10 protein-coding genes are annotated in these 11,912 nt (G+C 72.2%); 7 read left to right on the top strand and 3 right to left on the bottom strand.

The window, feature by feature from the left end:
* Positions 1–1,290 (top strand): hypothetical protein (locus tag AB0H83_RS50645; protein WP_360110843.1); only part of this gene is annotated, 1,290 nt, incomplete at its 5' end.
* A 50-nt stretch (positions 1,291–1,340) separates the two neighbouring features.
* On the opposite strand, the gene AB0H83_RS50640 is transcribed toward AB0H83_RS50645, so the two are convergent.
* Positions 1,341–1,685, bottom strand: a complete 345-nt coding sequence (locus tag AB0H83_RS50640) for a hypothetical protein (protein WP_360110840.1) — start codon at positions 1,683–1,685, stop codon at positions 1,341–1,343.
* Between the two features lie 539 nt (positions 1,686–2,224).
* A complete protein-coding gene (locus tag AB0H83_RS50635) occupies positions 2,225–2,890 on the bottom strand; it encodes a GntR family transcriptional regulator (protein ID WP_360110838.1) in 666 nt (221 codons plus the stop codon).
* A gap of 131 nt (positions 2,891–3,021) precedes the next feature.
* Here AB0H83_RS50635 and AB0H83_RS50630 point away from each other — a divergent pair, with 131 nt between their 5' ends.
* From AB0H83_RS50630 to atzF, 5 genes are all read left to right on the top strand, one after another.
* The gene (locus AB0H83_RS50630; RefSeq protein ID WP_360110835.1) at positions 3,022–4,569 is read left to right on the top strand and encodes an ABC transporter ATP-binding protein; all 1,548 of its coding nucleotides are present in this window, start codon (positions 3,022–3,024) and stop codon (positions 4,567–4,569) included.
* Positions 4,566–5,630, top strand: a complete 1,065-nt coding sequence (locus AB0H83_RS50625) for a hypothetical protein (RefSeq protein ID WP_360110832.1) — start codon at positions 4,566–4,568, stop codon at positions 5,628–5,630. The genes AB0H83_RS50630 and AB0H83_RS50625 overlap by 4 nt, the downstream gene beginning before the upstream one ends.
* Positions 5,627–6,541, top strand: a complete 915-nt coding sequence (locus AB0H83_RS50620) for an ABC transporter permease (protein ID WP_360110829.1) — start codon at positions 5,627–5,629, stop codon at positions 6,539–6,541. Before AB0H83_RS50625 ends, AB0H83_RS50620 begins: the two co-directional genes overlap by 4 nt.
* Positions 6,538–7,716, top strand: a complete 1,179-nt coding sequence (locus AB0H83_RS50615) for a BMP family ABC transporter substrate-binding protein (RefSeq protein WP_360110826.1) — start codon at positions 6,538–6,540, stop codon at positions 7,714–7,716. The genes AB0H83_RS50620 and AB0H83_RS50615 overlap by 4 nt, the downstream gene beginning before the upstream one ends.
* Positions 7,717–7,835: 119 nt before the next feature.
* Entirely contained in the window at positions 7,836–9,470 is a 1,635-nt protein-coding gene (gene atzF / locus AB0H83_RS50610; RefSeq protein ID WP_360110823.1) for an allophanate hydrolase, read from the top strand.
* Between the two features lie 407 nt (positions 9,471–9,877).
* On the opposite strand, the gene AB0H83_RS50605 is transcribed toward atzF, so the two are convergent.
* Positions 9,878–10,726: an SMP-30/gluconolactonase/LRE family protein gene (locus AB0H83_RS50605; RefSeq protein ID WP_360110820.1), complete on the bottom strand. Its 849-nt coding sequence runs from the start codon at positions 10,724–10,726 to the stop codon at positions 9,878–9,880.
* A gap of 215 nt (positions 10,727–10,941) precedes the next feature.
* On the opposite strand from AB0H83_RS50605, the gene AB0H83_RS50600 reads away from it, so the two are divergent.
* A partial coding sequence (locus tag AB0H83_RS50600) for a polysaccharide deacetylase family protein (protein WP_360110817.1) occupies positions 10,942–11,912 on the top strand: 971 nt, incomplete at its 3' end.

Here is an 11,912-nt window from a genome sequence, read left to right as displayed (position 1 = left end):
TGCCACGGCTTGACCTTCGAGCGATCCGCCGTGGGGGTTCGGTTGACCAAGATCAGTGTTGAGCCGGTGGTTGCGCCGTCGCCGGTTCGTCGTCAAGGGCTGCGGCTGTGGCTGACCGTGGCCGCGGCGGTCGTCGCGCTCGCCGCCGGCGGGTTCGTCACGTTCAGGCTCATCAGTACCGTGCCGGCGCCGCAGATCAAGCAGACCTTGCCGCAGACGTACACGATCCCGGGCGCTGCGCCGGTGTTGCCGTGGCCGCAGGCCGGGCAGGCGACGGTCGAGATTGACGGACTCGGCCGGGTGGGCAGCTCCGGCGGGTCGCGGCCCGTGCCGATCGCCAGCGTCACCAAGGTGATGACCGCGTACCTGATCCTGCGGGATCATCCCCTGCGCCTCGACGAGAACGGCCCCACGCTGATCGTCTCGCCGGAGGAGGCCGCCGCCTACCCGGCCCAGCTCGCCTCCGGCCAGTCGGTGGTCCAGGTGGTCGCCGGTGAGGTGCTCACCGAACGGCAGGCCCTCGAGGCCCTGCTTCTGCCCTCGGCCAACAACGTCGCCCACATCCTCGCCCGGTGGGACGCCGGCAGCAGCGACGCGTTCGTCACGAAGATGAACCAGGCCGCGGCCCAGCTCGGGATGGCCGATACGAAGTACACCGACCCGTCCGGGCTCGAACCGACCACCGTCAGCACCGCCGCCGACCAGGTCACCCTGGGCCGGGTGGCGATGCAGGTGCCGGTGCTGGCGCAGATCGTGGCGATGTCGAAGGCCACGCTGCCCGTGGTCGGGCAGGTCGAGAACGTCAACACCCAGCTCGGCAAGGACGGGCTCGTGGGCATCAAGACAGGCTTCACCGACGAGGCTGGCGGCTGCCTGCTCTTCGCGGCCGAGTTCTCCGCGGAGGGGCAGCGGTTCAGGGTCATCGGTGCCGTGCTCGCTCCCGGCCCGAGCCCGGCGGACGCCTTCGAGGCCAGCCGTCGCCTGATACAGGCCAGCAGCGGCCTACTGCACAAGTACAAGGTCGTGCACACCGGCGAGGTCGTGGCGACCCTCCGGGGACCGACGGGCAGGAGCACCGCCCTCGCCGCGACCGGCGACGTGGACGTGGTCGGCTGGCCCGGCCTGACGTACCGGATCGACACGGTGGGCGCCTTGCCGGGCCGCATCGCGGCGGGCACCGGTGCCGGCACGCTCAAGCTCACCGCCTTGGCCACGGCCGCGACCACGGCCGTGCAGGCCACCGATGCGCTCGAACCACCGAGTTGGTGGGAACGAATCACGCACGGGTGAGCGCAGCCTCTCACGCGGCGTGGCCTGCGTGAGCGTTCGGCACGACGCGGTCAGCGCCCGGGTTCGCTGTGCGGGGTGTCCGTCTCCGCGGCGATGATCTCTGTGAACGCTTCGAGGGCTGCCACATCACCGTACGTCCGCCGGACGTACGCGTCGGCCCAGCCGGCGGCGTCCGGGTATCCGCTGGCGATGATTCGCTCGGCGGCGGCGTGGACGCCGTATCTCGTGCGCCGCAGTTCGACGGCCGGTCCGAGGATGGCCCAGTACGCGCCAGGAGGGCCGTACGCCATGCCGACGCTGCCCGGGTTCACCACCCGCCGCTGATTGACCAGACGATCGAACGGCATGTGCAGACAGCGGTAGTCAAAGATGGCTTCCGACTTGGCGGCGCTCATCGGCGGCTACTCCTTCTTTTCGATCTGCCGGGGTTGCCTCGATGCTTGGCCGGTGCACCTTGGCGGTGGCTGACGATTACTCCTGATCGCTGGCTTGACGCGCCGACGGGCGCAAGCACGGCCGCCACGTGATCGTCGTTGGCTTGCGGAGACAACTGAAGGTCGAGCTGCGACCGCTGGGTGCAGCGTAGCCGCCGGGCAGTGGTTGGCCGAGTTCGACACCGGGTTCGCCGCGATCGCGGGCCGGTTCGGCCGGGTGGAGCCGCGCCGGCAGGCAAGGGCGTTCCTGCTCGGCCTGTTGTCCGATGTGGACACACGCTGGACCCGTCGCGGTTCCCGGCGCCGACCGGTCATACGCGGATCGAGCGATTCGTGCCGCAGTCCGCTGTCCTGCCGCACGCGCGGCTGGTGATCTGCCACCGCGGCTACGGCTCCGACTGCTGACGCTGGTCGAGGAGATGGAGGAGCTCGAGGCGCCAGCGCCGTTCGTTCGCCAGTCCCGCGCCGCAAAAGGGTGGGCTGCATCCGCGGCATGCGGGTCAGGGCGGGGTCAGGGTACGCAGGACGGCGAGGCGGGTGTTGGCGACGTGGGCGCGGCCCAGGCGTTCCGCTTCGGTGCTGTCGCGGCGGCGGAGGGACTCGACGATCGCGTGATGGTCGCGCATCGACTCGGCCCTGCGGTCCGGGGCCACGGTGGAGAAGTAGAACCTGGCGCGCATGCTCAACGCCCGGACGAAGCCGGCCATCAGCGAATTCTGCGAGCACGCGGCCACCGCGATGTGGAACTCCGCGTTGAGGCGGGCCAGGTCGATCGGATCGGCGGTGGCAGCCTGCCGGGCGAGGATCTCCTCCAGTCCGGCGAGCTGCTCCGCGGTCCGGCGCTCGGCGGCCAACGCAGTGGTCCGGCCTTCCGTCTCCAGCCGGGCCTCGAACAGGTCGGCGAGCTCGGCTTCCGTGCGGGCCCGGACGTACGCACCCAGGTGGGGGCGGTAGTCGATCCATCCGTCGGCGCCCAGCGAGCGCAGGGCCTCGCGGACCGGGATGTGGCTGACACCGAGCTGCTTGGCGAGGGCTTCGGCGTTGAGGTGGGCGCCTTCCGGAAGCTGGCCGGTGAGGATCGCCTCGGCGAGCATGTCGCGGACGCGGTCGCCGGTGTTGCCGGCGGCACCGGCGCGCTCCAGGCGGGGCAGGCCACTGATGGTCATGCCCGAATCCTATAGGTAGCTGCCGGTGCAAAGAATCAACGGCGCCGACACAAGGACGAAACAGCGGGATCGTCCTATAGGACGCGACGCACACAAGCCCGGAGGGTGAGCATGCACCGACTGGATTCGAGATGAGTGTCGCGGCGGAGACCCGGGTGCGGCGCGGTCCCGCGCCGGCGTTGCTCGCGGTGCGCGGGCTGACCTGCCGCTTCGGTGACGTCGTCGCCAATGACGGCATCGACTTCGAGGTGGCGGCCGGTGAGGTGCACGCCGTGCTCGGCGAGAACGGCGCCGGCAAGAGCACCCTGATGAAGCTGATCTACGGGGTGTACCGCCCGGACGCCGGCGAGTTCGACGTCGACGGCGTGCCGACGGTGATCAGGTCACCGGCGGCGGCCCGGGCCGCGGGGATCGGCATGGTGTTCCAGGACCTCCGCCTGGTGCCGGCGTTCACCGTGGCGGAGAACATCGGGCTCGCCCTGCCGATGCGAGGGCCGCTGCTGGGCCGCCGGGCACTGTCCCGCCGGATCGTCGAGGCCAGCGAGCGGTACGGCCTGCCGGTGGAGCCTGACGCGCTGGTACGCCACCTGTCCATCGGCGAACGCCAGCGGGTCGAGATCCTCAAGGTGCTCATGAGCGGCGCGCGGCTGCTCATCCTCGACGAGCCGACCAGTGTGCTCGCGCCGCAGGAGGTCGACGCGCTGTTCGTCGCGATGCGGGCGCTGCGGACGGCGGGGCTGTCGCTGGTCGTCATCACGCACAAGCTGAACGAGGCGCGGGCCATCGCCGACCGGGTGACGGTGCTGCGCGGCGGGCGGGTGGTGCTGCGCAACGCGGACCCGGCCGGGTTCTCCGACGCGGAGCTGGTCGAGGCGATGGTGGGCCAGACGGTGCCGCCGCTGCCCCGGGACCGCGCAGGCTCTGACGGCGGCGTAGCACCGGCGGTGCGGCTGGCCGGCGTGCGGGCCGCCGGCGACCGGGGCCACACCGCCCTGCACGACGTCGACCTGGACATCCGCCCGGGCGAGCTGCTCGGCGTGGCCGGGGTGGCCGGCAGCGGCCAGCGTGAGCTCTGCGAGGTGATCCTGGGCCTGCGCAGGGTGACGGCGGGGACCGTCCACCTGGGCGGGGCCGAGCTGCACGCCCAGCCGCGACAGGCGATCGCCGCGGGCGCGGTCGGTGTACCGGAGGACCCCGTCACCGACGCCGTCGTGCCGGGCCTCACCGTCCTGGAGCACCTGGCGCTGGGCCGGGCTGCCGGCGGCGGGAAGCGCGTCGGCGTCGACTGGCGAGCGGTCGCCGCGCAGGCGGAGCGGCTGGACGGCACCGCCAGGCTGCGGATGGCGCCGCGGCACCGGGTCCTGGGCGAGCTGTCCGGTGGCAACATCCAGCGGGTGGTGCTGACCAGGGCGCTGGGCGAGCCCGCCGCGGTGGTGGTCGCCGCGTACCCGAGCAGGGGCCTGGACATCGCCACCACCCGGCGCACCCAGGAGCTGCTCATCGAGCAGCGCGACGCGGGCGCGGCCGTCCTGGTGGTGTCGGAGGACCTCGACGAGTTGCTGTCCATCTCTGACCGGATCGCGGTCCTGCACGACGGCCACCTCGCCGGAGCGGTCCGGCCCGAGGAGACCGACCGGTATGCGATCGGCCGGCTCATGTTGGGAGGCAGGGCGGCATGACCGACACCCAGGTGACCGTCCCTGACGTTCGCCCACAAATTGTCGACAATCGACAGAAACAGGTGCTCGGCTGGGTCGTGGCCGTCGCCGGCGCCCCGGTGATCTTCGGTGCGTTCGTCGCCGTGAAGGGCGTCAACCCCTTCACCGTGTACGCCGACATGCTGACCTCCCTCGCCGATCCGGTGCAGGGCCAGGCGGTCCTGGTCCGCGCGGCGGTGCTGCTGCTGGCCGGACTGGCGGTCGCCGTACCGGCCCGCGCCGGACTGCTCAACGTCGGCGGCGAGGGCCAGATCGTGATCGGTGCCGTCTCCGCCGCCGGCGTCGGGCTCATCGCCGACCAGCGGCTGCCCGGCGGACTGGTCCTGGTGCTCATGGTGCTCGCCGCGATGGCCGGCGGCGCCGCCTGGGCCGGGCTCGCCGCCGGGCTCCGGCTGACGGTCAAGGTCAACGAGGCGATCAGCACGCTGCTGCTCAACTTCGTCGCCATCGACATCATGCTCGGGCTCATCTACGACCCGTGGAAGGACGCCTCCGGCTTCGGCCAGCCCTCGTCGCGGCCCCTGGCCGACACCGCGCGGCTGCCCCTGTTCACCACCGGCGGCACCCTCAACGCCGGCATCGTCCTGGCCCTGCTCGCGCTGGTCGGGGTCTGGGCGGCGCTGCGGTACACCACCTGGGGTTTCCGCCTGCGCGTTGTCGGCGGGAACCCCGAGGCGGCCCGTCGCGCCGGGATGCGGGTCGGCCCCCTGCTGCTGTCCGCGATGCTCGTCGGCGGCGCCCTCGCCGGACTGGCCGGGCTGGTGCACTTCGCGGGCACCGAGTTCAAGCTGCGCCCCGGCATGACCACGAACTTCGGCTACATCGGCTTCCTCGCCAGCTGGCTGGCGATGCACCGGCCACTGCGGGTCGGCCTCGCCGCGGTGCTGCTCGCCGCGATCGCGATGGGCGGCGACAGCCTGCAGATCGACGCCGGACTGCCGGCCGCGTCCCTGAACGTCCTGATGGCCGTGGTGCTGCTGGTCGTGCTGGGCAGCAGGCTCGCACCGAGGAGGAAGTCATGATCGTCATCGAGGTGCTGGCCGGCGGCGTGCGCGGCGGCACCGCCATCCTGTATGCGGCGCTCGGCGAGACACTCGCGGAACGCGCCGGCATCATCAACCTCGGCACCGAGGGCAGCATGCTCGCCGGAGCGCTGACCGCGTATGCGATCACCGCCGAGACCGGCAGCCCGTGGGCGGGCGTGGTGACGGGTGCGCTGGCCGGCGCCCTGCTCGCCGCGGTGCACGTGTTCATGGTCGTCGCCCGCGGCGCCAACCAGCTCGCCACCGGCCTCGTCGTGCTGTTCCTCGGCGGCGGGCTGACCGCGATGTTCGGCGCCGCCTACGTGGGACGTTCGATCACCCCGTTCCGGCCGTACGCCATCCCGCTCCTGTCCGACATCCCGGGCCTGGGCCCCGTCCTGTTCGACCACGACCCGCTCGTCTACCTGTCCTACCTGCTCGCACCGGCGCTGTGGTGGCTGCTGTTCCGCAGCCGGTGGGGGCTGATCGTGCGGGGTGCCGGCGAACACCCCGCGGCACTGTCGGCGTACGGGCACTCACCGAAGCTGGTCCGCTACCTCGCCGTCATCGGCGGCGGGCTGCTCACGGGCATCGGCGGCGCGCACCTGTCCACCGCGTACGCCAACGCCTGGTTCGAGAACATGACCACCGGGCGCGGGTTCATCGCCGTCGCACTGGTCATCTTCGCCGCGTGGCACCCGCTGCGGGCGGTCGGCGGCGCCTACCTGTTCGGCGCGGCGCTGGCGCTCTCACCCGCCCTGCAGGCCCGCGGCTACGGCTTCAACCAGTTCGTCCTCGATGCCCTGCCCTACCTGGTGACCATCGCCGCCCTGATCGTGCTGGGCCGGCGCCGGATCAACGCCGCACCCGAGGACCTGTCCCGGGTGTTCGACCTGACCCCCTCCCGATGAAGACGAGGTACCCCCTGATGCTGGCCAAGCTCCGCAACCTGGCAACGGTCACGGCGGTGGCCGCGGCGGTCACGCTGCTCGCCGCCTGCGCCACGAACAGTTCCACCGCGACACCGGCCGCCGCGGCGAGCGGCGCGCCCGGCACCGGCGGCACGAAGATCGGCTTCATCTTCGTCGGCCCGAAGGACGACTACGGCTACAACCAGGCGGCGTACGAGGGCAGCCAGGCGGTCGCCAAGGCCTTCCCGGCCATGGAGGTGCTCACCGCCGAGAACGTGCCCGAGGACGACAACGCCGCCCGGGTCATGGAAGGCATGATCCGCAAGGGCGCGAAAATCATCTTCGCCACGTCCTACGGGCACAAGGACCCCGCGCTCAAGGTCGCCGCGGCGCACCCGGACGTGGTCGTGCTCCAGCAGGGCAACATCGTGGACGGCGCCGTACCACCCAACTTCGGCACGTACTTCGGCACCGTGTACGAGCCGGTCTACCTCGCCGGCATCGTCGCCGGGAAGACCACGAAGAGCAACAAGCTCGGCTACGTCTACGCGTTCCCGATCTCCCAGACCCTCGACAACATCAACGCCTTCCAGCTCGGCGCCGCCTCGGTCAACCCGGCCGCGAAGACGTACGTGGTCAACACCTCCAGCTGGTGCGACCCGGCGAAGCAGGCGGAGGCGGCCAAGAGCCTGCTCTCCCAGGGCGTCGACGTGATCAGCCAGCACCAGGACTGCACCGCGACCGTCATCCGCGCGACCGAGGCCGCCGGCGCGTACACCGTCGGCTACCACGCCGACGCCAGCTCCCTCGCCCCGAAGGGGTGGCTGACCGGCTCGCAGTGGAACTGGGGCCCGCTGTACACGAAGATGACCCAGAAGATCATGGACGGCGGGTTCACCGGCTCGCCGTACAACGCGAACTTCCGGGTGGGGCTCAAGACCGGCGACAACCCGTTCGTCCAGTCCGCCTACGGGCCGTCGGTCAGCGAGGACGCCAAGAAGCTCGCGACGGACGCGATGGCGAGGATCAGCAAGGACGGCTCACCGTTCCTCGGCCCGGTCACCGACCAGGCCGGCGCCGTCAAGATCCCCGCCGGCACGGTCCCCGACTACAAGACGATCGAGTCGATCGACTACTTCGTCACCGGCGTCGTCGGCAAGATCCCCTCGTCCTGACCGGACCGTCCTGACCGGACCGTCCTGGCCCGACCGTCCTGACCGCCACCGTCCTGACCGCCACCGTCCTGCCCGGGGTGTCACCCCCGGGCGGGACCTCGTCCCTCACGGAGGCAACCGTGCCCGACCCCGAACAGCCACTGTGGACACTCCGGCTCGACCGGCGGGAGGTGGACGCGGCTGAGGAGCGGGCCGACCCGCAGGCCCTGCTCGCCGGCGTGCGGTTCGCCATCAAGGACAACATCGACCTGGCCGGGCACCCGACCACGGCCGCCTGCCCCGCGCTCGCCGACACCTCGGCCAAGTCCTCCGCCACCGCCGTGCGCCGGCTGGTCGAGTCCGGCGCGATCCCCGTCGGCAAGACCAACATGGACCAGTTCGCCACCGGCCTGGTCGGCACCCGCAGCCCGTACGGCGCCTGCCACAGCGTCGCGAGCCCCGCCCACATCTCCGGCGGCAGCAGCTCCGGCAGCGCGATCGCGGTCGCCGCCGGCCACGTGCCGCTCGCGCTGGGCACCGACACCGCCGGCTCGGGCCGGGTACCGGCCGCCTTCAACGGCATCGTCGGGGTCAAGCCCACCCGGGGACTGATCTCCGCCGCCGGTGTGCTGCCCGCCTGCGCCGGCCTGGACTGCGTCACCACCCTGACCCGCACCGTCGCCGCCGCCCGCCCCGCGCTGGCAGCCATGGTCGCCTTCGATGCCGAGGACCCGTGGTCCCGGCCGGCGCCGGTGCTGCCGCCGAACGGGGTCGCGGCCCGGATGCGGGTCGTCGGCGTACCCGACGCCCCGCTGGACCTCGACCCCGCGCACCGCCAGGCCTGGGAAGCCGCCCTCGACCGGCTGCGTGGTGTCGCTGCACATGTCACACCCGTGGACATCACGCCCTTCCTGCAGGCGGCCCGGCTGCTGTACGAGGGTCCGTGGATCGCGTCCCGCTACGCGGCGTTCGGGCACCTGCTGGAACCGGACGGCCCGCACCTGGACCCGGTCGTGCGCGGCATCGTGCTGCGGGGCCGGAACGTCGCCGGGCCGGACGTGTTCGCCGGCCTCGAACGCCTGGCCCAGCTGCGCCGCGCCGCCGAGGCGGTGTGGCCGGACGTCGACGCGCTGCTGCTGCCCGTCACACCCGGACATCCACGGCTGGCCGACGTGGCGGTGGATCCGCTCGGCGTGAACGCGCGGCTCGGGCAGTACACCGCCTTCGTCAACCTCCTCGACCTGTGCGCCGTCGCAGTGCCCGCCGCCGCACGTGCCGACGGCCTCCCGTTCGGCGTCCAGTTCATCGCCCCCGCCTTCGCCGACCGTCCGCTGCTGGACCTGGCGGCTCTCTGGTGCGGCGAACCGGTTCCCGCGCCGTCCATCGCACCCGGGTCGACGCTGCTCGCCGTGGTCGGAGCGCACCTGTCCGGGCTGCCGCTCAACCACGAGCTGGTGCGGCTGGGCGCGCGGCTGGAGTACCGGGCGCGGACGGGCCCCGGGTACCGGCTGTACCGGCTGCCTGGACCGGGCCTGCCCCGGCCCGGCCTGGTACGGTCCGGCGACGGTCCGGCCGAAGGGATCGCGGTGGAGGTGTGGCGGCTGCCGTACCAGGCGCTGGGGACGGTGCTGGACACGGTGCCGGAGCCGCTCGCCCTGGGCCGCGTCGAACTCGACGACGGCACGACCGTGGTGGGTTTCCTCGCCTCAGAACACGGCGTCCGCGGCGCCACGGACATCACGGCCACGGGCGGCTGGCGCGCGGCGATCGCCTGACCGACCATCCCGCGAACGCGGGACGCCCCTGCACGGCCCCGGCGTCCGCGCCTACCCGGCCGGGTCCGGCTTCGGGCTGATCGATGTGGGCCGGCTGTTGTCCAACTGCGCCACCGTGCTCGCCCTCGCCGACGCCCAGGCGTTCCTGGCGTTGATGACCTTGCCCTTGCCGAAACCCCATCCGCCCTGGTGGGGCAGGGATCGGAGACGTTGACCCGATTGCTGGGGGCGCTGATGCTGGGCGTAACCGGTGATCGATGCGGCACAATGGTATGCCGTACGGCTGCGACTGGCGTTCCGCCGCCCGCCTCCCGGCGGCTTCTGATGAGCGCTGCGGCGGTCCGTCCCCCGACGGGCCGCCGCAGCGCCCCTCCCTGCCGGCGGAGCGGTTTCAGCCGGCCGGTGGTTCAGCCGGCGAACTGCCGCACGGGCAGGCCCTGGATGCCCACGGCGGCCCGGAAGAGGGTGCCGGCCACCGGGTCCTCGCCGGGTCGCAGGCCCTCCCGCGACGTCGTGACGAACAGCTCGTCGAGGCGTTCGCCGCCGAACGTGCAGGCGGTGACGTGGGCGGTCGGCAGCTCGACGACCTCGTCCACGGCGCCGCGCGGGGTGTAGCGGTGCACGGCGCCGCCCTTGTTCAGCGCGACCCACACGCCGCCGTCGGCGTCGACGGTCAGCCCGTCGGGGTGTCCGAGATGTCCGGGGACCGACACGAACGGGCGCCGGCCGGTGAGTCCCGTGGCCGGGTCGTAGTCGAACACCGCCACCTGGCCCGTCGCGGTGTCGTTGTAGTACGCCCGGGAGCCGTCCGGACTCCACTCCAGCCCGTTGGAGATGGTGACGGCGTCGAGCACGACCCGCACCGACCCGTCGGGGTCGAGCCGGTACAGGGCCGCGGCGCCGGGGCGCTGGTCGTACGCCATGGAGCCGCAGTAGAAGCGCCCGTCAGGGTCGCAGCCGCCGTCATTCATCCGGACACCGCCGCCGGTCCACAGCTGCGGCAGGTGGGTGATCGTGCCGTCGGGGTCCTCCAGCGCGAACCCGCGCTCGACGCCGATGACGGCGCCGCCCCGGGTGCGGGGGCGCACCACCGCCGCGACGGTGCCGACGTGCCGGCGGGTGACCGTCGCGTCGGCCGCCAGCGACAGGATGTCACCGGCCAGCATGTCCACCCAGCGGAGCCCGCCCCAGGTCGTGGACCAGACCGGTCCTTCGCCGTGGTACGTGACCGGGTCCGTGATCGGTTCAGCGCGCACGCCTCCACTCTGACACGACGACGTCCACGTCCGCTCGGTTGACGAGGACGACGGTCCCGCGTACCGCGGGCGTGGCGGGCTGAGCTGGGGTTTCGAAAGCTTTGACACCGTCGCCGAGGTCACCCAATACTGGGCCCCATCGACATCTGTCAAAACCGGACGCCGACCGGTTCGTTGCACGCTGCCCTTAAAGGAGGAACGCGCGCGCCATGAATATGCGTAGCCGTCTGCTCGCCACCGCAGTCGCTGTCTCGGCAGCCGCGGCCATCACCACCGTCGTCGCCTGGGCCGCCTCCCCGGCGAACGCCGCGACCTGCAACGGGTACGTCGGGCTCACCTTCGACGACGGCCCCGGCACCAACACCGCCAACCTGCTCAACGCGCTGCGCCAGAACGGGCTGCGGGCCACGATGTTCAACGAGGGCCAGTACGCCGCCCAGTACCCGGCCCAGGTCCGCGCGCAGGTCGACGCCGGCATGTGGGTCGGCAACCACAGCTACACCCACCCGCACCTGACCCAGCAGAGCCAGTCCCAGATCGACTCGGAGGTGTCCCGCACCCAGCAGGCCATCGCCAACGCCGGAGGCGGCACCCCGAAGCTCTTCCGCCCGCCGTACGGGGAGACCAACTCGACCCTGCAGTCGGTCCTGTCGCGCTACGGGCTGACCCAGATCATCTGGGACGTCGACTCGCAGGACTGGAACAACGCCAGCGTCGACGCGATCGTCCAGGCCGCCGGCCGGCTCACCAACGGCCAGATCATCCTCATGCACGACTGGCCGGCCAACACGGTCGCCGCCATCCCGCGCATCGCCCAGGGTCTCGCCGCACGCAACCTGTGCGCGGGCATGATCTCCCCGCAGACCGGCCGGGCGGTCGCCCCCGACGGCACCAACCCGACCAGCCCGCCGCCGAGCTCGCCGTCGACCCCGCCGTCGTCCTCGCCGCCCCCGCCGTCCGGTGCCAAGCGCATCGTCGGCGCGCAGTCGGGTCGGTGCGTCGACGTGCCGAACTCCTCGCACAACAACGGCACCCGCGTGCAGCTGTACGACTGCCACAGCGGGACGAACCAGCAGTGGACGCTCACGTCGAGCCGGCAGCTGACCGTGTACGGCAACATGTGCCTGGACGCGGCGGGCTCCGGCAACGGCTCGGCCGTGCAGATCTACAGCTGCAACGGCCAGGC

Source organism: Dactylosporangium sp. NPDC050688, from assembly GCF_040654515.1.
In the GTDB taxonomy this organism is placed as follows: Bacteria; Actinomycetota; Actinomycetes; order Mycobacteriales; family Micromonosporaceae; genus Dactylosporangium.
Note: the sequence above shows the minus strand (reverse complement) of the source record. Positions and strands in the feature narration are given on the sequence as shown.

Bases quoted from the DNA above. Each gene is read 5' to 3' on its own strand.
- AB0H83_RS50640 (WP_360110840.1), bottom strand. From the start codon at position 1,685: ATGAGCGCCGCCAAGTCGGAAGCCATCTTTGACTACCGCTGTCTGCAC.
- AB0H83_RS50635 (WP_360110838.1), bottom strand. From the start codon at position 2,890: ATGACCATCAGTGGCCTGCCCCGCCTGGAGCGCGCCGGTGCCGCCGGC.
- AB0H83_RS50630 (WP_360110835.1), top strand. From the start codon at position 3,022: ATGAGTGTCGCGGCGGAGACCCGGGTGCGGCGCGGTCCCGCGCCGGCG.
- AB0H83_RS50625 (WP_360110832.1), top strand. From the start codon at position 4,566: ATGACCGACACCCAGGTGACCGTCCCTGACGTTCGCCCACAAATTGTC.
- AB0H83_RS50620 (WP_360110829.1), top strand. From the start codon at position 5,627: ATGATCGTCATCGAGGTGCTGGCCGGCGGCGTGCGCGGCGGCACCGCC.
- AB0H83_RS50615 (WP_360110826.1), top strand. From the start codon at position 6,538: ATGAAGACGAGGTACCCCCTGATGCTGGCCAAGCTCCGCAACCTGGCA.